The organism is Streptomyces sp. NPDC090994, from assembly GCF_044768905.1.
In the GTDB taxonomy this organism is placed as follows: domain Bacteria; phylum Actinomycetota; class Actinomycetes; order Streptomycetales; family Streptomycetaceae; genus Streptomyces.
The window spans coordinates 147,147-167,225 of sequence record NZ_JBIVWS010000008.1 but is presented as its reverse complement, the minus strand read 5'-3'; the positions used below and the strand labels follow the sequence as shown (position 1 = coordinate 167,225).

The following is a 20,079-nucleotide window of genomic DNA, read 5'->3' as shown; positions in this document are numbered from 1 at the left end:
CACGCCGTACGTGGTCACCGGCGGCCGGGGCCGAGCAGGCGGAACTCGACCACCAGGCCGTGCGGCCGGGCCGCCCGCAGGCCGAGGCTGCCGCCCGCCGCGCGGGCCAGTTCGTCGGCGATGGCCAGGCCCAGTCCGCTGCCGTCGACGCCGCTGTGCCGCGGAGAGCGCCAGAAGCGGTCGCGGGCGGCGGCGAGTTCCCCGTCGTCGAGTCCCGGGCCGTCGTCCTCGATCCGCAGCAGTACGTCACCGGCGTCCGGGGCCCCGGCGCCGGCCGTGTCCGTGACGGTGACGGTGACGGTGCTGCCGCGCGGGACGAACTTGACGGCGTTGTCGACCGCGATGTCCGTGATCCGGCCGAGCGTGTCGGGCGGGCACCGCACCACCAGGGCGGCGGGCAGGACGGTACGCAGCCGCACTCCCGCGGCCTCGGCGACCTCCGCCCAGACGCGCAGCCGGGGGGCGAGTTCGGCGGAGACGTCGACGGGCTCGGCACGGGCGGCGCCCCTGGCCTCGATGCGGCCGAGGGTCAGCAGGTCCTCCAGGAGGGTGCCGATGCGGTCGAGTTCCTCCATGGCGCTGTGGTAGCGGCCGGCGCCGGACTCCTTCAGGTGCGGGCGCAGGTTCTCCAGGCGGAGGCTGAGCACGGCGAGCGGGGTGCGCAGTTCGTGGGAGGCGTCGGAGACGAACGCGCGCTGCTTGTCCAGTGCCGCGGCGACGGCGTCGGCCATGGCGTTGAACCGCGACTCCAGCCGCCGCAGCTCGGACGGTCCGCCGCCGGTGTCGGGGACACGGGCCGTCATCCGGCCCTGGGCGATCGCCTCGGTGACCGCGTCCAGTTCGTCGACCGGCCGCAGGGCCCAGCGGGCGAGGCGCCGCGCGGCCTCCACCGCGAGGGCGAAGGCGACCGCCGCTCCCCCGGCCAGGGTGAGCCACACCAGCAGGACGTCGTCCCGGGCCTCGCGGGTGGGCGCGGCGAGCAGCACCACGCCGGTCACCTGGGCGTCGCTGCCCACGGGTTCGGCGATCACCACCCGGTCCGGTCCGAAGACGGTGACCAGCGGGAGGTGCGAGGTGGTGCGGCCGGCCAGGGCCCGGCGCAGCGGTCCTGCGCTGTGCGGTACGCCGCCGCCCGCGTCGGCCAGGACGGAGCCGGTGTCGCGGCGTACCTCCACCGAGGCGCCGTACAGCCAGGCGTACCGGTCGGCCTCGGCGCGCAGCACGCTCGGGTCGCTGTCCTGGATCGCCCCTTCGGCCAGCTCCGCCAGCCGGGTGGCGTCCGCGCGCCGGGCGAGCAGGAGTTCGGCGGTCCGTTCCTGGGTGTAGGCCAGGCCCAGGGGGACGGACAGGGCGAGCAGGACGCCGCCGATCAGCGTGAGGTAGGTGGCCAGCAGCCGGCGGCGCATCAGCCGCCCAGCCGGTAGCCGACCCCGCGCAGGGTACGGATCAGGTCGGGCCGGCCGGTCTTGGTGCGGATGCCCCAGACGTGCACGTCGAGCGAGCGGGAGACGGCGAGGAAGGCGTCTCCCCAGACCGCGTCCATGATCTCCTGCCGGCTGCGGACGACCCCGGGCGTCCGGGCGAGCAGGGCGAGGACGTCGAACTCGCGTGCTGTCAGGGCGACCTCGCTCCCGGCGACGGTCACCGTGCGGGACGCCAGGTCGATGTGGACGTCGCCGGCGTCCACTTCCTGGGGCCGGGGCGGGGGCTGGGGCTCCCGGCCGGGCGGCCGGGTCTGTCCGGCGCGACGGCGTACGGCGTCCATCCGGGCCAGCAGTTCCTTGATGCGGAACGGTTTGGTGAGGTAGTCGTCGGCGCCCTGGCTCAGGCCCTGGAGGACGGTGCGTTCGTCGCCGCGGGCGGTGAGCACGATCACCGGGACGGCGGAGACCCGCCGCAGTCGCCGGAGCATCTCCAGGCCGTCCATGTCCGGCAGTCCGAGGTCGAGGAGGACGAAGTCGGCGCGGTCCTTGCGGCGCAGGCCCTCGTCGGCGCGGCTCACCCGCTCCACCGGGTGGCCGCGCTCGACGAGGGCCGTGGTGAGGGCGTCGGCGAGCCGCTCGTCGTCCTCGATCAGCAGCACACGCATGGCGTCAGGCTAGGCCGTGACCTCGGCGGCGCGGTGCGGAGCCCGGTCGCCCCGGGTGAAGGACACGTCCTTCGTCTCGCGCATGGTGAGGTACACCACCAGGGAGACCGCGGCGCAGGCCGTGACGTACCAGTAGAAACCCGACTCCATGCCCGCGTCCTTGAACCACAGCGCCACGTACTCGGCGGTGCCGCCGAACAGGGCGTTGGCGAGCGCGTACGGCAGGGCGACGCCCAGCGCGCGGACCCGGGCGGGGAACAGTTCCGCCTTCACCAGGGCGCTCATCGAGGTGTACCCGGTGATGGTCAGCAGCCCGGCGATCATCAGCAGCAGCGCGCTGCCGAAGGTGGAGACATGGCCGAGGGCGGTCATCAGCGGGACGGTGAAGATCATCGCGCCGAGGCCGAAGCCGATCAGCAGCGGCTTGCGGCCGATGCGGTCCGACAGCCCGCCGGCCAGGGGCTGCAGACAGATGAAGACCAGGATGGCGACGAAGCTGACCAGGGAGGCGTCGGTGGTGCTCAGACCGGCGGTGTTGTGCAGGTACTTGGTCATGTACGTCGAGTACGTGTAGTCGCACAGGGTGCCGCCCATGCTGAAGCCGACGACGAGGGCGACGGTGCGCCGGTACTCCCACAGCCCGCGCAGGGTGCCGCGCTCCTTGTCCGGCCGGGTGGTGCCGGCCGCTTCCTGGGCCGCCTCTTCGAAGGCGTCGGTCTCGACCAGGTTGCGGCGCAGCCAGAACACGACGGCGGAGCCCAGCGCGCCGACGACGAAGGGGATGCGCCAGCCCCAGGAGGTCAGGGTCTGCTCCGACATGTTCTGCTGGAGCAGGATCTGCAGGCTCAGCCCGATGAGCTGGCCGATCTTCATCGACACCATCTGGAAGCTGGCGAAGAAGCCGCGCCGGCCCGCGGGCGCCGCCTCGGCGAGGTAGGTGGCGCTGGCCGCGTACTCCCCGCCCACCGACAGTCCCTGGAGCAGCCGGGCGAGCAGCAGCACGACCGCGCCCCAGTAGCCGACCTGGGAGTGGGTGGGGGCGACGGCGATGAGGAGGGCGCTGAGCGACATCATGAGCACGGTCACGGTCAGCGCGGCCTTGCGGCCCTTGCGGTCGCCGAGCCGGCCGAGGAGCCAGCCGCCCACGGGCCGCATGAAGAAACCGACCGCGAAGATGCCGGCGGTGTGCAGGAGTTGGGAGGTGGCGTCGCCCTCGGGGAAGAAGGCGGACGCGAAGTACACGGAGAAGGTGGAGTAGACGAACCAGTCGTACCACTCGATCATGTTGCCGATCGAGCCACCGATGATCGCCTTCCAAGGGCTCGGCGCGGCGGCCCGCGCGCCCGTCGTGGACACAACTGTCTCCAGCCTGTGAGGAAATGGTCTGCTGCGGCGAACCCGCATCACCGCAGGTCGCAGCAGCTTGACCGATGACCGCAGCGGCAGCCAGAGCCCCCGGGCGAGATCTAACCGGCGCTTAAGACTTCGCCGCCGGCCGCGCCGGCATGGTCACGCGGAGGGTCCCGGTGCGGACGCCCGCCGTGCGGTGCTGCGCCGGGCGACGGCCTCGGCCACCTCGTCGATGGCGGTGCGCAGCAGCTCGCCGTAGGGGCCCTCCGGGAGGTCGGGGACGTGTTCCCGTGCCGCGGCGATGTGTGCGGCGGCGGCGTCGAACGAACCGAGGCGGCGGTAGTCGTCGGCGAGGTTGAGGTGGAGGGACGGGTAGAAGCCCCGGAGGCGCAGGCCGGCGTGGTGCTCCTGGAGGCGCTGCTCGGTCACCGCGTCGGCGGCGTCCAGGGCCCGGATGTCCCAGGCCAGGGCCTGGGCGGGGTCGGTGTGCAGGTCGGCCAGGTGGTGCGCGAGGGTGCAGCGGTGCAGCGGGTCGCCGCCGGCGCCGGTCCGGGTCCAGAGGCCGAGGAGGGCGCGGCGGGCGGAGTCGGTGTCTCCGCGGTGTCCTTCGGCGAGGGCCCGGCCGATGGCGTCCATGACGGGGGCGGGGGCGGTGGTCTCGGGGTTCACGGTGCGGGGCTCCGGTCGGGGCCGACGGGCATGGCCCAGGTGGTGAGGTCGCCGCGGTCGGCGGAGCGGACGGTGACGGGCTGGTCGGGTCCGCGCAGGTCGAGCATCACCTCGGGGCCGAGAGCGGTGCTGACGGCGGGATACAGCGTGGTCAGCGCGAACCGGACCCGCACCGCCTGCCCCGTGACCACGGCGGACAGACGCGTCCCGGCACCCGCGTCGCCCGTCTCCACGCCGCCGTCGGTCACCCGCAGGGTGATCCGCTCGCCGGGATGTTCCTCGAGGGCCCGCAGGAGCCGTTCCTTGGACAGGGTGACGCGGGTGGTGACCTCTGTGAGGGAGGCGAGCATCAGCCGGTGGTCGGGGTACTCCCCCGGCAGCAGCCGGCAGTGCCTCTCGTCCCGGTCCGCCAGGCGGAACCGCACCGCGTACGGCGTCGCCTCCAGGCGCACCCATGGGGCGCGGCGTATCCCGGCGGTCGCGGACCGCAGTTCGTCGCCGTCGACCGTGCCGGTCCACGCCGTCACCGGGGCCTCGGCCGGTGCCAGGGTCCGGGTGGCGAGCCGGTAGCGGTCGGTCGCGGTCAGGGTGACCGTCCCGGGGGCCGCCTCGACCCGTACGCCGGACAGGACCGGCGTGTCCGGCTCGTGGGCGGTCGCGGTCAGGACCTGCTCGACGGCGTCCGCCAGCACCGGACCCTTGAGCGCCGTGACGGGCACACCGGGCAGGTCGGTGAAGGAGGCGGAGGAGAGGGAGAAGTCGGTGAAGGAGACGGAGGAGAGGGAGAAAGAGGCGTCGAAGGAGGCCTTGAGGACGGCGGCCGTCCGCCGCACCGCCGCCGCGTCGGCAGTGACCTTCGCGACCTGCTCGTCGACCAGCCGGACCGCGTCCTCGGGGCCGGCGTCGAGGACCTGCGCGACGGTGCCGAGCGGCATGTCGATCTCGCGGAGCCGGCGCAGCGCGGTCGCCCGCGCCACCTGTTCCTCCCGGTAGTAGCGGTAGCCCGTGACCGGGTCGGTCTCGGCGGGGCGCAGCAGCCCGGCGTCGTCGTAGAACCGCAGCGCGCTGGGGGTCAGACCGCTGCGCCGGGCGAAGACGCCGATCGGCATCGATTCGGAAGGGGGCACGCCGTCATCATGGAGTCTCGACCGGCTCGAAGGTCAACGGCGTTTCGCCGGGTGAACCACGCGGTCCGGGAGGCCGGAGGTCCGGGGCCGCCGCGGTCCGGGGGGAGGCCGGAGGTCCGGGGGCCGCCGCGGTCCGGGGGTGCGGAGCGCGGCGGCCGGGTGGAGCGGCGGGGTGTCAGCCGGACTTGCGGCGGAAGTTGCGGCTCTGGCCCTTGGGCCCGTTCAGGCCCTTGATCTTCTGGCGTCCGTCCTGGTGGGCCTGCTGGGACCTGCTGGCGCGGGCCTTGCGTTGCAGGGCCTCCTGGAACTTGCGCTTGGCCTCGGCCTCCGGGGTCCGTTCCGTTTCCTCTGCCTGCTCCGTCTCCTGGGTCTTCGCGGTTGTCTCCTCGGGCTTCTCGGGCTTCTCGGTCTTCTTCTGCGGGCCTGCGGTCATGTGGGTCTCCTTCGTTCGGTGGTCGGACGGTGGCTCGGTGGGGGCCTCAGGCGGGCGGAGCGGGGCTCGGGTGCCGGGCCGGGAGGGTGAGGTGGCCGCCCCGCCAGCGCTCGCGCAGTCGGCGGTCGTGGGAGACGAGGACGAGGGTGCCGGGGTAGGTGTACAGGGCCTCTTCGAGTTCCTCGGCGAGGGCCGGCGAGAGGTGGTTGGTGGGCTCGTCGAGGAGCAGGATGTCGCAGGGGCGGCTGAGCAGGCGGGCGAGGGCGAGCCGCTGACGCTGGCCGGTGGAGAGGTCGGTGACGCGGGCGGTGAGCCGGTCGGGGCTGAACAGGCCGAGGGCGAGGAGCCGTTCGGTGTGTTCCTCGGGCGTGCCGGGCAGACCGCGGGCGTAGGTCTCCAGCAGGGTCGTGCCGGGGCGGCCGGAGACGGGCTCCTGGGGCAGGTGGCCGGCGCGGCCGCGGCGGTTCAGCCGCCCGGCGTCGGGGGTGAGGCGGCCGGCCAGCAGGCGCAGCAGGGTGCTCTTGCCGGTGCCGTTGTCCCCGGTGATCAGCAGCCGTCCGCCGGCCTCGACGGTGAGGTCGACGGGGGCCAGCCGGCCGTGCACGGTGAGGCCGGTGGCGGTGAGGGCCGTGCCGGTCAGCGGGCTGGGCCGGAACGCGGGGGCGAAGCGGAGCGGCTCCGGGGGTGCCGGAACGGGGTCGGCGAGCAGGCGGCTCAGGCGTTGCCCGGCGCTGCGCACGCGCCCGGCGAGGGCCTGCTGGACGCGGCCGGCGGCCATGCCGTAGGCCATCTTGTTCTTGTCCGTGATGCCCCGGCCGGGGGACGCCCGGCGGGCGGTGGTGGCGGCGCTCTCGCGCAGGGCGTCGACCTCGGCCCGCCAGCGGGCGTGCTCCTCGGCCCGGCGGGCGCGGGCGGCGGCCTTCTCGGCGAGGTACCCGGCGTAGCCGTTGCCGTAGCGGGTGACGGTGCGGCGGTCGGCGTCGACCTCCAGGAGGGTGGTGGCGACGCGTTCGAGGAAGGCGCGGTCGTGGGAGACCACCACGGTGGTGCCGCGGCGGCCGCGCAGGTGGTCCTCCAGCCAGGTCAGGGCGGCCGTGTCGAGGTGGTTGGTGGGCTCGTCGAGGAGGAGCGCCTCGGGGGCCGACGCGAGGACGGCGGCCAGGCGCAGCCGGACCTGTTCGCCGCCGGAGAGGGCACCGACGGGCCGGTCACGGGGCAGCCCGGCCAGACCGAGTCCGTGCAGGGCGCGCTCGACGCGGGCGTCCGCCTCGTAGCCGCCGCGCAGTTCGAAGGCGGTCATCAGTTCGCCGTACTCGGTGAGCGCGGCGCGGTCCCCCGCCGTCATGGCGGTCTCCAGCGCGCGCATCCGGCTCTCGATGGCGCGCAGGTCGCTCAGGGCCTGGTCGACGGCCTGCTGGACGGTGTGGTGGGGCGGGAGCTGTCCGTCCTGCGGGAGGTGGCCGAGGCCGCCGTCGGCCCGGACCACGATGTCACCGCTGTCGGGCCGCTCGGCACCGGCGAGCAGGCGCAGCAGGGTGCTCTTCCCCGAGCCGTTCTCCCCCACCACGCCGGTGCGTTCACCGGCGCCCAGGGTGCAGGTGACGGAGTCAAGGACGAGTCGGCCGTGGTACGACTTCGTGACGGCGCGGGCGCTGAGCTGCGTGGGCATGCGAGTACTCCGGAACGTTCGCGAGCGAGGCGGCCCGGGTGGGCCGCGGGGTCGGGAGAACGTTCTGGATGAGCATGTCCGCTCCGTTGCCTCGACGACAGTGCACCCACACGCTGGCACGCATCCGGCGGCGGGGCAACCGGGTTTTCCCGGACGACCGGGCCGGCCGGTCAGTCGTCCGTGCGCGCGCCGGAACGTTCGACGCGCAGGACCTCCTGGTGGTGCGCGATCCGGTAGGTGCCGTCCTCGGTCCGGAAGTGCCGCTGCACGTACTCCTCCACCGCCTCGCGCGTGGGCGGGGTACTGCCGGGGAAACTGAGGAGGAACCCGGCGACGGTGACCGTCTCCGCCAGGTCGTCGCTGCGGTAGTGGGCGGGGACGGACTCCAGCCGGAGGTCACCGGTCGGGCCGTCCGGTGCCGCGGCGAGTTCGCCAGCGAGCTCCCGCAGGCCGAAGCCGACTCCCGTGAAGTGGCGCACCATCCGCATGCACGCGTTGTCCGGGTCCTGCTGGATCACGAGCAGGGTGCCGCCCGGCTCGACCCACCCCAGGACGCGCCGGAGCGTCGCCGCCCACTCCTGGCGGGGGATGTAGTAGAGCACGTGGGAGAGGAGCGCCAGGTCGACGCCGACGCCGGGATCGGCGCGGTGCACCGGTTCGGCCAGGACCACGGCGTCGGGACAGGTGCGGGCGAGGGCCCGGCGCATGGGTTCGCTGGGTTCGACGCACACGGTGCGGTCGAAGGACCGGCCCACGTGGCGGGTGGTCGCGCCGTCTGCGGGGCCGATGTCGAGGAACACGCGCCGGGCCGGGAGCCGGCGCACCACCTCGTCGAGGTAGGCGTGGGTGGTGACCTTCTCGTCGCTGTTGGCCAGGAACCGGGTGAACGCGTCGTAGTAGGCGTCCTCGTCGGTCCGCAGGCCGCCGGCCGTCACGGTCTTCGGCGGCTCCATACCTGTGTCCCTTCTCGCGGGCGGCGGGGCGGACCGCGCCGTCCATGGATTCCGACGACTGGGACACTGGCACCGCGGGCCGCCCGGCCGCCGCGTGACGCGCCGTGGACGCCGCCCGGACGGAGCGCGCGGAAGCACGGGCCGGCGCGTTCGCTCCCCCGCGACCACCACGTCGTACGGGGCTGCTCCGCCCGCCCCCCGTTCGGGCGACCGACGCGCCGTTGCCACACCTGTCCGGCGATCCCGCCGGGCACGCTCGACGACGTGACCGCCGGAACCGAACGCACGACGCGGGACCGCGCGCGGTGACCGGCCGGCGTCTCACATACGGCGGAGCGCCCGCGCCGCTCGCGGCGGCCCCTGCCCCCCCCCCCCCCCAGGCCCGGTTGTCCGCCCGTACGCGCCGCACTACCGTGCCGCCGTGGACCTCTTCTCGCGCTCCTGGGCGGCGTTGCGCGCGGCGGTCGCCGGGCTGGCGGACGACGACTTCGCCCGGCCGTCCGGCTGTACGGGCTGGCTGGTCCGGGACCTCGTGTGTCATCTGGTCATCGACGCCCAGGACGTCCTGATCACCCTCGCGACCCCGGTCGCCGCCGCGCCCACCCGTGACGCGGTGACGTACTGGGAGGTCACCGGGACACCTCCGTCCGGTGACGACCCTCTCGACGCGCTGACCGTCCGGCTGGCCGCCGCGTACCAGGACCCCGGGCTCCTCACGTTCCACCTGGACGACGTGGGTTGTGCCGCCGGCCGCGCCGCGGAGCTGGCCGATCCGGGGCTGACGGTCGGCACCCGCGGCCAGGTCCTCACCGCGGGCGACTACCTCCTCGCGTACGTACTGGAGTGGACGCTGCACCACCTCGACCTCGTCGCCCGCCTTCCCGGCGCCCCGGGGCCGCCCGCGGAGGGACTCGCGCGGTCCCGGGAACTGCTGGAGCTGATCGCCGGTACGGCGTTCCCCGCCTCGTTCTCCGACACGGACGCCCTGCTGCTCGGCACCGGGCGGCGGCTGCCGGCCGACGCGGAACGGGCCCGGCTCGGCCCGCTGGCCGCGCGGCTCCCGTTCGTCATCGGATGACGCGTCAGTCGCCGAGGGCCTCCCGCACGGTGGGGTAGCAGCGGAGGAGCCCGTCGATGCCGAGGATGTCGAACACCCGCAGGATCATCGGCGAGCACGCCGCCAGCCGTATCCAGCCGTCGCGGGAGCACGCGGCATGGTGGGCCTGGATCAGCGCGTTGACGCCCGCCGAGTCCATGAAGGACACCGAGGCCAGGTCGACGACCGTGAAGGGGGCCGGGACACCGGACGGCAGCAGCGCCTGGCGCACCTCGGCACCGACGTCCTGGTCGATGTCACCGCGCAGCGTCACCACGGTGACACCGCCGGGGGTGAGGGTGCGCACCGCGGAGAACGGTTGCGGGGTCATGGCACACGTCGTCCTTTCCAGCGCTGTGTCTCGGACCAGGATCGGCCCCGACGACGTCACCTGTCAACAAATACCTGAAAGGGAGTTCCTATTTACTGATGCATGAAACACACGTCATACTCAGGGATCATGGGTGGAGTACCTGAACCACACACCGGCTGGACGTTCCTGACCAATCACGCCCGTGTCCTGGCGGTGATCGCCGACGATCCGAGCGCGCGCGTGCGGGACATCGCCGCGCACTGCCGGCTCACCGAGCGCGCGGTGCACAAGATCATTTCCGACTTGGAGGAGGACGGCTACCTCTCCCACACCCGCCAGGGGAGGTCGAACGTCTACCGGATCGAAGCGGGCGTCCCCCTGCGGCATCCCGCCGAGGCGGAGGCCGGTCTGACGGTGGCCGCCGTCCTGTCCGTCCTGGCCCGCCACGACGCGCAGCGCGATCCCCGGACCTGAGCGCGGGCCTCAGGACCTGCCGTCCGTCGCGTCCCGCCGCAGCGCGAGGAGCGCGACGTCGTCGGTGCGCCGGCCGGAGGGGCCGGCCTTCTCCAGCAGGTCGTCGATCAGCGGGCCGAGGTCCCGGTCGCCGGCCTGGGCGAAGTGCCGCGCGAGGTGGGAGATGGCGTCGTCGAGGTCGACCCCCGGCGTCTCGACGAGACCGTCGGTGTAGAAGAGCAGCGTCAGCCCCGGCACGAGCGGGAGGTCGCTGTGCGGGTACACGGCGTCGGGGTCGATGCCCAGCAGCGGACCGGGCGGCACGTCGACCGGCCGCGTGGCGCCGCCGGGCAGCCGGACCAGGGGCGGCGGGTGACCGGCGCTGGCCAGGGTGGCCCGGCCGCGGGCCAGGTCCAGGTGCGCGTAGAGGCAGCTGGTGAACAGGTCGGGGGCGAGGTCGGTCAGGAGCCGGTTGGTACTGGAGAGGATCTGCCCCGGCGGCGTGCCGCGGGCCGCGTTGGCGTGGACGGCGGTCCGGACCTGCCCCATGAGCGCCGCGGCCGCCGCGTTGTGCCCCTGGACGTCGCCGATGACGGCCGCGGCGGCGCCGTCACCGAGTCCGATCAGGTCGTAGAAGTCCCCGCCGATGTCCATGCCCCGGGTGGCCGGCAGATAGCGGGCGGCCACCCGCAGACCCGCGACGGCCGGCAGGGTCCGCGGGAGCAGGGCCTGCTGGAGGCTGTGGGCGAGGTCGAGCTTGGTGTCGTAGAGGCGGGCCCGGTCGAGGGCCTGGGCGATGAGGCCCGCAAGGGCGGTCAGGACGGCGCGTTCCTCGGCCGGGAAGCGGTGCCTGTGCTCGTAGGACAGGATGCAGCAGCCGACCGGACGGCCCGAGACGACCAGGGGCAGGAAGGCCCAGGCCTGTTTGCCGCTGACCACCGGGGCGTCGGGGTAGCCGCGCCGCAGTTCCTCGGGGGCGGAGAAGAACAGGGGGACGCCGGTGCCGAGGGTGCGTCCGGCGGGCGTCAGGTCGCTGTCCTCGGACATGCCGTCCAGGCGCTCGACGACGTCGGGGGCGTATCCGCGGGACCCGGTGATGGTGAGCCGGCCCGCGTCGGCGGCGGCCAGGATCAGGCCCTGGGCGCCGAACGCGGGCAGGACCTGGTCGGCGACCAGGTCCATGACGTCCTGTACGCCGACGGCCTCGGCCAGCGCGGCGGCCAGATGGGTGAGCTGGTGGAGGCGGCCGGCCCGGGCCGGTGCGGCGAGGCGCGCGGCCCGGCGGGGCGCCTCGGCCGGAGCCGGCTCGGCGCCGCTGGGCACGATGCGGACGCTGATGCCGCTGGCGTCCGGGTAGAGGTGGAAGTCCAGCCACCGGTCCGGCGGGCGGCACACGGTGAAGGCGACCGGCCGCCGGCTGAGGACGGCCGCGCGGTAGCGGTCCTCGTAGACGGGGTCGTCGAGCCAGCGCAGGGACTGCCACGGCAGGGTGCCCAGCAGCCGGCCGGCGTCCCGGCCCAGCAGCTCGCAGGCTCCTGAGCTGAGGTAGGTGAAACGTCCCGCCAGGTCCACGGCGCAGCTGCCGCCGGGCAGGCGCTCGGCGAAGTCGGCGGCGGCCAGGTCAGGGCTCGCGCCCGGGTGGGCCCGCCCGGCCGGCACGACCCGGGGCGGGGCGTCGCGGTCCGGCGGGACACCGTGTCCGGCGGCCTCCTCGATCAGCCGGGCCAGGCGGCGGCAACTGGCGGTGATGTGCCCGTGTTCCCGTCCGGACATGTGCGGCGGGCGCGGGGCCGGCCACATCAGCAGCAGCGCGCCCCAGGGCCGGACGCCGGTGACGGGCGCGGCGGCCAGCGCCACCGGACAGGGCAGGGCCACCGCGGTACGGGGGTAGGACCTGGCCAGCTGTTCGTGGCCGCCGGCCCACACCAGCCGGTTCTCGCGGACCGCGTCGGCCACCGGGGCGGGAGCGGCCAGCGGGACCCTGGTCCAGGGCTGGGCGAACTCGGCGGGCGCGCCGTACAGCACGTCCAGCCGCAGCAGCGGCTCGCGCGGCGCCAGCAGATACAGCGCGCCCAGGGACGCGCCGATCCCGCGCACGGTCTCCGTGAAGGCGGCGTCCAGCGCGTCGAGGCCGACGGCCGGTCCACGTGTGCTGGTCACCGAGCACCTCCAGCGGCACCGGGGACGATCGATCCGCACCGGAACGGCCTTCGTCCGTCCCGCTCCCGCCGGGCCGCACCACGGGCCCGGCACCCGGTACGGCTCCCACTCAGCGACGCTACCCGCGCGCGGGCCGGTCGGCATGTGGCGGGCCGGGGCGCGCCCGGCCGGCGTCCCACGGTCATGGAACCTTCACCTCCCGCACCCCTTCCCGGGGCGGACCGCGGGCACCCGGTTCGGTGTGCCGGTGCGAAGGGGGCCCGTGGTGATCGTCGTCGCCGTTCTGCTGCTGCCCGTCCTGGGCCTTGTGCTCTACGGGATGGACCGGCTGGAGGACCGGCTGTTCGGCCCGCCCGAACGGCTGCCGGCGGCGCGGCACGGGCGGCACCGGCAGCACGGGCATCTGCGGCTGATCGCCGGCGCGGCGGCGGAACACCGGCGTCGCCGCGCCGACGGCCGGGCCCGGCACTCGGACGCGGCCTGAACGACGGCCGTCTGGTGGCCGCCGTCGGGGGTACTCGCGCGCTTCAGGGACGCCGGGGACCGCGGCGCGGACCCCGGCAAGCGGCGAACGGAACGGAGATGATCACCGTGGCGACCACGAGCACACGGCCGCACTCCGCCGGTGCGGACGGGCACGGACCGGGGCACGGACCGGAACACCGGCCGGGGCAGGAGCCGGTGAGCGAGCTGGTGCAGCGGGCCTCGCAGCAGCTGACCGAGCTGGTGCGCGGCGAACTGAAGCTGGCGCAGGCGGAGATGAAGGAGAAGGGTAAGCGGTACGGCAAGGGCGGGGGCATGTTCGGAGGCGCCGGCCTGGTGGGGTTCCTGATGCTCCAGGCCCTGGTGGCCACCGCGATCGCCGCGCTGGCGGTCCCCCTGCCCGTGTGGGCCGCGGCGCTGATCGTGACCGCGGTGCTCGGCGTGATCGCCGCGGTACTGGCCCTGACCGGCAAGAAGCAGGTCGGCCGGGCGGCGCCGCCCACGCCGCAGCGGACCATCGAGAACATCAAGGCCGATGTGGCCGAGATCAAGGGGAGCGCACACCGATGACCCAGCCGCCGCACGACGGACCGGCCGCGCAGAGCCCCGAGGAACTGCGGCAGCAGGTCGAACGTACCCGCCGGGAACTGGGCGAGACGGTGGAAGCCCTGGCGGCCAGGACGGACGTCAAGGCCCGCGCCCAGGAGAAGGCGAGCCAGGCCAGGACCCAGGCCGCTGCGGTGGCCGGGCAGGCCAGGGAACAGGCGGCCTCGGTCGCCGGGCAGGCACGGACACAGGCGGCCTCGGTCGCCGGGCAGGCGAAGGACAAGGCCGGTGCGGTGGCGCACCGGGTGCGGGACAGGGTGCCCGAGCCGGTCCGGGACAAGGCCGCCCGGGCCACCGGGCAGGCCCGTGCCGCCGCGTCCCGAGCCGGCCGGACGTGGCACGAGAAGGCGCCGGAGCCGGTACGGGAGACGGCCGCCCGGTCGGCCCGGGTGACGCGGGACAACCGCACCCTGCTGCTGGCCGGTACGGGAGCGGTCCTGGTGCTCTGGCTGGCGCTGCGCCGCCGGGGGGACTGACCCCCGCCACGGACCGGCCCGCACCACCGCCCCGCCCGCCCGTCCCGCGCGTCACGGGGGCACCCCGCAGGCGGGGCGGGCCCCGGCCGGCGAAGCACCCGCCGCGGGGAACCGCCCTGTCGGCGCCCGCCGGACCGTACCCGACGCGTCGTGCCCCCTGCCGGGAACCCGGCACCGGTGCACCCGGCCGGCGCGCCCCGCGCACGACGGACCGACCCGCCCACCCGCACCGCGTGGACGTCCCCGGCACCCCGCACGACCTCGGTGAAGACGCCCGGCGGAAGGCCACGCCACCGTGCGGAATAATGCACGTATGCGGATCTCAGCCAGGGCGGACTACGCGGTACGAGCCGCGCTGCAACTCGTCGCGTCGGGGGACGACGGGCCGGTGAAGGCCGAGGCCATCGCCGACGCTCAGGACATCCCGCACAAGTTCCTCGAGGGCATCCTCAGCGACATGCGCCGCGGCGGGCTCGTCGTCAGCCAGCGCGGCGGCAACGGCGGTTACCGGCTGGCCAAGCCGGCCGCGTCCATCTCCATCGCCGACGTCATCCGCGTCGTGGACGGCCCCCTGGTGTCCGTCCGCGGAGTCCGCCCGCCCGAGCTGTCCTACCGGGGCCCCGCCGAGTCGCTGCTGCCGCTGTGGATCGCCCTGCGGTCCAACGTCCGCGAGATCCTCGACGGGGTGACGCTCGCCGATGTCGCCTCGGCCGAACTGCCCGCCGACGTGGCCGCGTTGACCGACACGCCGGGGGCCTGGACCAACCCCTGACCAGTCGGCCCACCCACCCCACATCTCACATCGCGAGACACGGCTGACCATAATATGAACTCCCCCTTGGGGTAGGCGTCGCCTTCTGCCACGATCCCTATCAACCCGGTGGGAAAACTAGGGATCAAGGGGTGAAGACCGTGAGGACGCTCAGCCGCGCAGGCCGATCGCTGCCCCTTCTCACCTCCCGTTTCCTCACCTCCCGTCGGCACATCGACCTCCTCCGCACGTCCAGCGCCGTCTGTCCCAGCGTCTGAGACCCACGACGAGACCGGCCCACCGAGGAACAGGACCGCGCCCGCATCGCCGTCCCGTTCCCGGACGTTCCCCGGGCACGCGCCGCCTCCGCGCGCGTGCCCCCGCAGCTCCGTGCCCACGCACCCTCCGAAAGGACACCTCCGTGTCTGCCGCCAGACCGTTCACCCCCCTGCGCACCCTCGCCGCCCTGGCGGCGCTCCCCCTCCTGCTGACGGCCTGCGGCTACGGCTCCGAATCCACCGACGACGACCAGCGCACGGGCGTCGCGGCGGACGCGGAGAAGCTCTCCGCGGACGAGGTCAGGATCGGCTACTTCCCGAACCTCACCCACGCCACCGCACTCGTCGGCGTCCAGGAGGGCCTGTTCCAGAAGGAACTGGGCGGCACCACGATCAAGGCGTCGACCTTCAACGCCGGCCCGTCCGAGATCGAAGCCCTCAACTCCGGTTCCATAGACATCGGCTGGATCGGCCCCTCCCCCGCCATCAACGGCTACACCAAGGCGGACGGCAAGAACCTGCGCATCATCGGCGGTTCGGCCTCCGGCGGGGTGAAGCTCGTCGTCAACCCGGACAAGATCAAGTCCGAGGACGACCTCAAGGGCAAGAAGATAGCCACCCCGCAGCTCGGCAACACCCAGGACGTCGCCTTCCTCAACTGGATCGCGGAACAGGGCTGGAAGGTCGACGCGCAGAGCGGCAAGGGCGACGTGTCCGTCGTCCGCTCGGACAACAAGGTGACTCCGGACGCCTACAAGTCCGGCTCCATCGACGGCGCCTGGGTACCGGAGCCGACTGCGTCCAAGCTGGTCGCCGACGGGGCGAAGGTGCTGCTGGACGAGTCCGACCTGTGGCCGGACAAGAAGTTCGTGATCACCAACATCATCGTGTCGCAGAAGTTCCTCGAGGAGCACCCGGACGTCGTCGAGGCGGTGCTGCGCGGCTCGGTCGAGACCAACAAGTGGATCAACGCCAACCCCGACGAGGCGAAGGCGTCCGCCAACAAGGCGCTGGAGAAGCTCTCCGGCAAGGCGCTGCCGACCGAGGTCATCGACCCGGCGTGGAAGTCCATCACCTTCCTGGACGACCCGCTGGCCTCGACGCTGGACACCGAGGCCGAGCACGCGGTGAAGGCCGGGCTGCTGGAGCAGCCGAACCTCAAGGGCATCTACGACCTGGCGCCGCTGAACAAGGTCCTCGAGGCCGAGGGCGAGGCCCCGGTCGACGACGCCGGTCTCGGCACCGAGTGACCCCGACCGGGCCCACCGATCCCATGAAGATCCCTGGAGGTGACGACCATGGCCACCGCGACAGCCAAGACCGCCAAGGCCGGTGAGGGCACCGGGGCCGCGGCACACGCCGCCCGTGTCGAGCACGTCTCGAAGTCCTTCCCCGCACCGGGGGCGCCCGGCGGACAGCAGCTCGTCCTGGACGACATCACGCTCGATGTCGCACCCGGTGAGTTCGTCACCCTCCTCGGGGCCTCCGGGTGCGGGAAGTCCACGCTGCTGAACCTCGTCGCGGGCCTGGACCGGCCGTCCGCGGGCTCGATCAGCACGGACGGCAGGCCCGCCCTGATGTTCCAGGAACACGCGCTGTTCCCGTGGCTGACGGCGGGCAAGAACATCGAACTGGCCCTGCGGATGCGGGGCGTGGCCAAACCAGAGCGCCGGCCGGAGGCGGAGCGGCTGCTCGAACTGGTCCGGCTGCACGGCTCGTACGGCAAGCGGGTGCACGAGCTGTCCGGCGGGATGCGGCAGCGCGTCGCGCTGGCCCGGGCCCTGGCCCAGGACAGCAGGCTGCTGCTGATGGACGAGCCGTTCGCGGCGCTCGACGCCATCACCCGGGACGTCCTGCACGACGAACTGACCCGGATCTGGCGGGAGACCGGCCTCTCCGTGCTGTTCGTCACGCACAACGTGCGCGAGGCGGTGCGGCTGGCCCAGCGGGTGGTGCTGCTGTCGTCGCGGCCGGGGCGGATCGCCCGGTCCTGGACGGTCGGCATCCCGCAGCCGCGCCGCCTGGAGGACAGCGCGGTCGCCGAGCTGTCCGCCGAGATCACCGAGGAACTACGAGGGGAGATCCGCCGCCATGGCCGGCACTGACACCGATCCGGGGCACCGGCACGACACGGCGTCGCAGGATCTGGCGGGCCTGGAGGCCGGGCTCGACGCGCTGGACACCGTACAGGTGGGCCGCCCGCCCCTGCGGGAGGTCCTGCTGCGCAAGGTCCTGCCGCCCGTCACCGCCGTCGCCCTCGTCCTGGTCGTCTGGCAGGTACTGGTGTGGGCGCGGGTCGCGCCCGCGTACAAGCTGCCCTCGCCGTCCGCGGTGTGGGGCGAGGTGTCCGAGGCCTGGCTCCAGGGCACCTTGCTGGACTACATCTGGACCTCCGTCTCCCGTGGTCTGCTGGGCTTCCTGCTGGCACTGGTCATCGGCACACCGCTCGGCCTGCTGGTCTCCCGGGTGCGGTTCGTCCGGGCCGCGATCGGGCCGATCCTGTCCGGGCTGCAGTCCCTGCCGTCCGTGGCGTGGGTGCCCCCCGCCGTGATCTGGCTGGGCCTCAACGACAGGATGATGTACGCGGTGATCCTGCTCGGTGCCGTGCCGTCGATCGCCAACGGGCTGGTGGCCGGCGTGGACCAGATCCCGCCGCTGTACCTGCGGGCCGGCCGCACGCTGGGCGCCACGGGGCTGCGCGGCGCGTGGCACATCGTGATGCCGGCCGCGCTGCCCGGCTATCTCGCGGGGCTCAAGCAGGGCTGGGCGTTCTCCTGGCGGTCGCTGATGGCGGCCGAGATCATCGCGTCGTCGCCGGATCTGGGCATCGGGCTGGGGCAGTTGCTGGAGAACGGCCGCAACAACTCCAGCATGTCGCAGGTGTTCCTCGCCATCCTGCTGATCCTGGTGGTGGGCATCGCTGTCGACCTGCTGGTCTTCAGTCCGCTGGAGCGGCGGGTACTGCGCGGCCGGGGGCTGCTGGTCACCCGCTGACCGGCACGGCACACCGGGCACCGGCTGTGCGGGGCGTCACCGCCTCCGTACGGCCGGTGCCCTCACGTGTGCCCGGCTTCGGCCGCCTCCGATCCGCGGCAGTGAACGGGGGCCGCCCCTCCCCCGCCACCGGCCGCCGCTCCGGGGCGGCCGGTGGCGTGCCGCCCGTCAGGCGGGGAGGGCGAACGGGGGGTGTGCCCCGCTGAGGAAGTAGTCCCCGACCTCGCGCAGTCCGTGGGCCACGGGGTGGTAGAGGGTGTGGGTGCGGGCGTTGCGCCAGAAGCGGTCGAAGCCGTGGCGCGAGGAGGCGGCGCCCGGGCCGATGACGTCCAGGGTGCGGGTGGTGATGTCGTGGACGGCGCGCGCGGCGGCGGCTTCGGCGGCGGCGGCCAGTACGGAGATCTCGGCGCACTCGTCGTCGGTGAGGTCCTCGCCGCGGGCCAGCCCGCCGTCGAGTGCGGCCACCGCCTGGTCGGCGAGGGCGGACGCCGCGCGCGCGTCGACGGTGAGTTCGCCGTAGGTGACCAGCACGTGCGGGTCCCGCGCCAGACCGTCCTGCCAGGACGGGAGGCCGACCCCGGGGTGGTCGCCGAGCAGGGAGCGGTCGCCGGCCCGGGTGTACTCGCGGGTCCTGGTGTACTCACGGGCCTCGGCGAGCACGCCTTCGGCGATGCCCAGGCAGAGCTGCGCGGAGACCAGGCGTCCGGTGGCGGCGGCCAGGCCGGCGAACGGCGGCAGCGCCCCCTCGTCGGCGGAGAGCGACCCCAGCACCGCGTCACCCGCGACCGGTACGGCGTCGAACTCCACGCTGCCGCCGCCCGACAGGCGCTGTCCGAACGCGTCCCCGTCGTCCCCGCTCGTCACGCCGGGATGGGCGGGGTCGACGAGGACGGCCAGCGGCTCGCCGGTGTCGGACCGGGCGGCGCGGACGGCCAGCCGGTCGGCGACGCGGGCGCCGCCGACGGTGCCCTGACGGCCGTTCAGCAGGTAGCCGTCGCGGGAGTCCGGGGTGAGTCGCAGGGGCGGCTCGTGGGCGGCGAAGCCGCCGCCCCAGCACCACTGGCCCGCCGCGGACCGGCGGGCGACCCGTTCGGCCAGGTCGGGACCGGCGAAGAAGCGGGCCGTCCAGGACAGGACGTAGTGACCGCCGAGGAGCTGGCCGATGGCTCCGTCGGCCGCGGCGACCTCCCGGACGACGGCGTGGGCCGTGCCCCAGTCCGCGCCTCCCCCGCCGTGCTCGGCGGAGATCAGCAGGGTCAGCAGTCCGGCCTCACGGAGCCGGGCGACCTCGTCGAACGGGGGCTTGCCCGCCTGGTCGCGGGTGATGGCGTCCGTGGCCAGGTCCTCGGCCACCTCGCGGGCGACGCGCAGCCAGTGGGCACGGCCCGGTGCCCCGGCCGGGGCGGGGGCCGTCGGGTCCGCGGCGGGGGCGGTCGTCGTCATGTCCGTTCCCGGTCCCTCGGCGACCGGCGGCCGGACGTCGGACCGGGCTGGGGCAGTGCCACTGCCGTTCCTCCTCGGGACGGTCCTCACGACGCGGAGCCGGAACACCGCGGCCGGGCCGGGGTGTACTTGTAGCCCACCCGCCTGACGGTGACGATCCGGTGCCGGTGGGCGCGGCCGAGCTTGGCCCGCACCCGGGCGATGTGCACGTCGACGGTGCGGCCGTCGCCGATGTGGCCGTACCCCCATACGCTGCCGATGAGCGACTCGCGGGAGAGCACCTGGTCGGGGTGGGCGACGAGGTGGGCGAGCAGTTCGAACTCCAGGTAGGTCAGGTTCAGTACGCGTCCGCCGATCCGCGCGACGCGTCGTACGGCGTCGATCCGGATGCCGTTCTCCTCCTCGGCCGTGCCGCGCTCGGCGGGGGCCGCCGGCGCGGGGGCGAGGGGGTGGATGACCGGCCGCGGCCCGTCCGGGACGAACAGCCGGGCCGGGTCGGTGCCTTCCGGGACGAACACGACGTAGCCGACGAGCGGCTCGGCGGCCCCCGCCCCCGGGTCGCCGGGCGGTTGTCCGGGCACCAGCCGCAGATGGCGGGGGCCGGGGTCGGCGGGTCCGGGTGACGGGGTGTCGGACGGCAGGGGGGTGGTCATGACGGGCTCCTTGACAGGGGCGCCGGGCGGCCGGGCAGCGGCCGGGAGGAGGCGAGTCGAGAACAGGAGGGGGGTGGAGCGGG

At 74.2% G+C, this 20,079-nt stretch carries 22 protein-coding genes; 10 read left to right on the top strand and 12 right to left on the bottom strand.

From position 1 onward, the window contains the following. Window positions 1-14: 14 nt before the first annotated feature. From ACIQR3_RS19485 to ACIQR3_RS19450, 8 genes are all read right to left on the bottom strand, one after another. Window positions 15-1,406, bottom strand: a complete 1,392-nt coding sequence (locus ACIQR3_RS19485; RefSeq protein ID WP_403540359.1) for an ATP-binding protein — start codon at window positions 1,404-1,406, stop codon at window positions 15-17. Then, window positions 1,406-2,089, bottom strand: a complete 684-nt coding sequence (locus tag ACIQR3_RS19480; protein WP_403540357.1) for a response regulator transcription factor — start codon at window positions 2,087-2,089, stop codon at window positions 1,406-1,408. Before ACIQR3_RS19480 ends, ACIQR3_RS19485 begins: the two co-directional genes overlap by 1 nt. Before the next feature lie 9 nt (window positions 2,090-2,098). Next, window positions 2,099-3,373 carry an MFS transporter gene (locus ACIQR3_RS19475; RefSeq protein ID WP_403540564.1) on the bottom strand — a complete coding sequence of 425 codons (1,275 nt, stop codon included), beginning with the start codon at window positions 3,371-3,373 and terminating at the stop codon, window positions 2,099-2,101. Between the two features lie 225 nt (window positions 3,374-3,598). Continuing rightward, on the bottom strand, window positions 3,599-4,075 hold the full coding sequence (locus tag ACIQR3_RS19470; RefSeq protein WP_403540563.1) for a hypothetical protein: 477 nt from the start codon (window positions 4,073-4,075) through the stop codon (window positions 3,599-3,601). Between the two features lie 29 nt (window positions 4,076-4,104). After that, entirely contained in the window at window positions 4,105-5,217 is a 1,113-nt protein-coding gene (locus ACIQR3_RS19465; RefSeq protein ID WP_403540561.1) for a MerR family transcriptional regulator, read from the bottom strand. Window positions 5,218-5,410: 193 nt separating this feature from the next. After that, window positions 5,411-5,668 (bottom strand): DUF5302 domain-containing protein, encoded by a 258-nt coding sequence (locus ACIQR3_RS19460; protein WP_403540356.1) that lies wholly within the window; start codon window positions 5,666-5,668, stop codon window positions 5,411-5,413. Window positions 5,669-5,714: 46 nt separating this feature from the next. Continuing rightward, window positions 5,715-7,337 (bottom strand): ribosomal protection-like ABC-F family protein, encoded by a 1,623-nt coding sequence (gene abc-f, locus ACIQR3_RS19455; RefSeq protein ID WP_403540355.1) that lies wholly within the window; start codon window positions 7,335-7,337, stop codon window positions 5,715-5,717. Between the two features lie 170 nt (window positions 7,338-7,507). Next, a complete protein-coding gene (locus tag ACIQR3_RS19450) occupies window positions 7,508-8,290 on the bottom strand; it encodes a class I SAM-dependent methyltransferase (protein WP_403540352.1) in 783 nt (260 codons plus the stop codon). A 421-nt stretch (window positions 8,291-8,711) separates the two neighbouring features. Here ACIQR3_RS19450 and ACIQR3_RS19445 point away from each other — a divergent pair, with 421 nt between their 5' ends. Beyond that, complete coding sequence (locus ACIQR3_RS19445) at window positions 8,712-9,368, top strand: maleylpyruvate isomerase N-terminal domain-containing protein (protein ID WP_403540350.1); 657 nt, start codon at window positions 8,712-8,714, stop codon at window positions 9,366-9,368. Between the two features lie 4 nt (window positions 9,369-9,372). On the opposite strand, the gene ACIQR3_RS19440 is transcribed toward ACIQR3_RS19445, so the two are convergent. Then, window positions 9,373-9,717 carry an STAS domain-containing protein gene (locus tag ACIQR3_RS19440; protein WP_403540347.1) on the bottom strand — a complete coding sequence of 115 codons (345 nt, stop codon included), beginning with the start codon at window positions 9,715-9,717 and terminating at the stop codon, window positions 9,373-9,375. A 129-nt stretch (window positions 9,718-9,846) separates the two neighbouring features. On the opposite strand from ACIQR3_RS19440, the gene ACIQR3_RS19435 reads away from it, so the two are divergent. Beyond that, complete coding sequence (locus ACIQR3_RS19435; RefSeq protein ID WP_403540346.1) at window positions 9,847-10,173, top strand: helix-turn-helix transcriptional regulator; 327 nt, start codon at window positions 9,847-9,849, stop codon at window positions 10,171-10,173. 9 nt (window positions 10,174-10,182) lie between these two features. On the opposite strand, the gene ACIQR3_RS19430 is transcribed toward ACIQR3_RS19435, so the two are convergent. Further along, window positions 10,183-12,312, bottom strand: a complete 2,130-nt coding sequence (locus ACIQR3_RS19430; protein WP_403540345.1) for a SpoIIE family protein phosphatase — start codon at window positions 12,310-12,312, stop codon at window positions 10,183-10,185. A 262-nt stretch (window positions 12,313-12,574) separates the two neighbouring features. Here ACIQR3_RS19430 and ACIQR3_RS19425 point away from each other — a divergent pair, with 262 nt between their 5' ends. The 8 genes from ACIQR3_RS19425 (at window position 12,575) to ACIQR3_RS19390 (ending at window position 17,900) form a co-directional block, all read left to right on the top strand. Continuing rightward, a complete protein-coding gene (locus ACIQR3_RS19425; RefSeq protein ID WP_403540343.1) occupies window positions 12,575-12,796 on the top strand; it encodes a hypothetical protein in 222 nt (73 codons plus the stop codon). A gap of 197 nt (window positions 12,797-12,993) precedes the next feature. Then, a complete protein-coding gene (locus tag ACIQR3_RS19420; RefSeq protein ID WP_308114501.1) occupies window positions 12,994-13,365 on the top strand; it encodes a phage holin family protein in 372 nt (123 codons plus the stop codon). Then, window positions 13,362-13,877 (top strand): DUF3618 domain-containing protein, encoded by a 516-nt coding sequence (locus ACIQR3_RS19415; RefSeq protein WP_403540340.1) that lies wholly within the window; start codon window positions 13,362-13,364, stop codon window positions 13,875-13,877. The genes ACIQR3_RS19420 and ACIQR3_RS19415 overlap by 4 nt, the downstream gene beginning before the upstream one ends. Window positions 13,878-14,190: 313 nt before the next feature. Next, a complete protein-coding gene (locus ACIQR3_RS19410) occupies window positions 14,191-14,649 on the top strand; it encodes an Rrf2 family transcriptional regulator (protein ID WP_215165448.1) in 459 nt (152 codons plus the stop codon). Between the two features lie 131 nt (window positions 14,650-14,780). Then, window positions 14,781-14,906 (top strand): putative leader peptide, encoded by a 126-nt coding sequence (locus ACIQR3_RS19405; RefSeq protein WP_403540338.1) that lies wholly within the window; start codon window positions 14,781-14,783, stop codon window positions 14,904-14,906. A 143-nt stretch (window positions 14,907-15,049) separates the two neighbouring features. Continuing rightward, complete coding sequence (locus tag ACIQR3_RS19400; RefSeq protein ID WP_403540336.1) at window positions 15,050-16,156, top strand: ABC transporter substrate-binding protein; 1,107 nt, start codon at window positions 15,050-15,052, stop codon at window positions 16,154-16,156. A gap of 48 nt (window positions 16,157-16,204) precedes the next feature. Next, window positions 16,205-17,011, top strand: coding sequence for an ABC transporter ATP-binding protein (locus ACIQR3_RS19395; RefSeq protein WP_403540334.1), 807 nt, complete (start codon window positions 16,205-16,207; stop codon window positions 17,009-17,011). Further along, window positions 16,998-17,900, top strand: coding sequence for an ABC transporter permease (locus ACIQR3_RS19390; RefSeq protein ID WP_403540333.1), 903 nt, complete (start codon window positions 16,998-17,000; stop codon window positions 17,898-17,900). The genes ACIQR3_RS19395 and ACIQR3_RS19390 overlap by 14 nt, the downstream gene beginning before the upstream one ends. A gap of 168 nt (window positions 17,901-18,068) precedes the next feature. On the opposite strand, the gene ACIQR3_RS19385 is transcribed toward ACIQR3_RS19390, so the two are convergent. Both ACIQR3_RS19385 and ACIQR3_RS19380 read right to left on the bottom strand, forming a co-directional pair. Continuing rightward, on the bottom strand, window positions 18,069-19,343 hold the full coding sequence (locus ACIQR3_RS19385; protein WP_403540330.1) for an acyl-CoA dehydrogenase family protein: 1,275 nt from the start codon (window positions 19,341-19,343) through the stop codon (window positions 18,069-18,071). Window positions 19,344-19,429: 86 nt separating this feature from the next. Then, window positions 19,430-19,996: a winged helix-turn-helix domain-containing protein gene (locus tag ACIQR3_RS19380; protein ID WP_403540328.1), complete on the bottom strand. Its 567-nt coding sequence runs from the start codon at window positions 19,994-19,996 to the stop codon at window positions 19,430-19,432. Between the last annotated feature and the right edge of the window lie 83 nt (window positions 19,997-20,079).

Excerpts from the sequence above, each read along its gene's own strand:
- ACIQR3_RS19485 (WP_403540359.1), bottom strand. The coding sequence starts at position 1,406 with ATGCGCCGCCGGCTGCTGGCCACCTACCTCACGCTGATCGGCGGCGTC.
- ACIQR3_RS19480 (WP_403540357.1), bottom strand. The coding sequence starts at position 2,089 with ATGCGTGTGCTGCTGATCGAGGACGACGAGCGGCTCGCCGACGCCCTC.
- ACIQR3_RS19475 (WP_403540564.1), bottom strand. The coding sequence starts at position 3,373 with ATGATCGAGTGGTACGACTGGTTCGTCTACTCCACCTTCTCCGTGTAC.
- ACIQR3_RS19470 (WP_403540563.1), bottom strand. The coding sequence starts at position 4,075 with ATGGACGCCATCGGCCGGGCCCTCGCCGAAGGACACCGCGGAGACACC.
- ACIQR3_RS19465 (WP_403540561.1), bottom strand. The coding sequence starts at position 5,217 with ATGCCGATCGGCGTCTTCGCCCGGCGCAGCGGTCTGACCCCCAGCGCG.
- ACIQR3_RS19460 (WP_403540356.1), bottom strand. The coding sequence starts at position 5,668 with ATGACCGCAGGCCCGCAGAAGAAGACCGAGAAGCCCGAGAAGCCCGAG.
- abc-f (WP_403540355.1), bottom strand. The coding sequence starts at position 7,337 with ATGCCCACGCAGCTCAGCGCCCGCGCCGTCACGAAGTCGTACCACGGC.
- ACIQR3_RS19450 (WP_403540352.1), bottom strand. The coding sequence starts at position 8,290 with ATGGAGCCGCCGAAGACCGTGACGGCCGGCGGCCTGCGGACCGACGAG.
- ACIQR3_RS19440 (WP_403540347.1), bottom strand. The coding sequence starts at position 9,717 with ATGACCCCGCAACCGTTCTCCGCGGTGCGCACCCTCACCCCCGGCGGT.
- ACIQR3_RS19435 (WP_403540346.1), top strand. The coding sequence starts at position 9,847 with ATGGGTGGAGTACCTGAACCACACACCGGCTGGACGTTCCTGACCAAT.
- ACIQR3_RS19415 (WP_403540340.1), top strand. The coding sequence starts at position 13,362 with ATGACCCAGCCGCCGCACGACGGACCGGCCGCGCAGAGCCCCGAGGAA.
- ACIQR3_RS19410 (WP_215165448.1), top strand. The coding sequence starts at position 14,191 with ATGCGGATCTCAGCCAGGGCGGACTACGCGGTACGAGCCGCGCTGCAA.
- ACIQR3_RS19395 (WP_403540334.1), top strand. The coding sequence starts at position 16,205 with ATGGCCACCGCGACAGCCAAGACCGCCAAGGCCGGTGAGGGCACCGGG.
- ACIQR3_RS19390 (WP_403540333.1), top strand. The coding sequence starts at position 16,998 with ATGGCCGGCACTGACACCGATCCGGGGCACCGGCACGACACGGCGTCG.
- ACIQR3_RS19385 (WP_403540330.1), bottom strand. The coding sequence starts at position 19,343 with ATGACGACGACCGCCCCCGCCGCGGACCCGACGGCCCCCGCCCCGGCC.
- ACIQR3_RS19380 (WP_403540328.1), bottom strand. The coding sequence starts at position 19,996 with ATGACCACCCCCCTGCCGTCCGACACCCCGTCACCCGGACCCGCCGAC.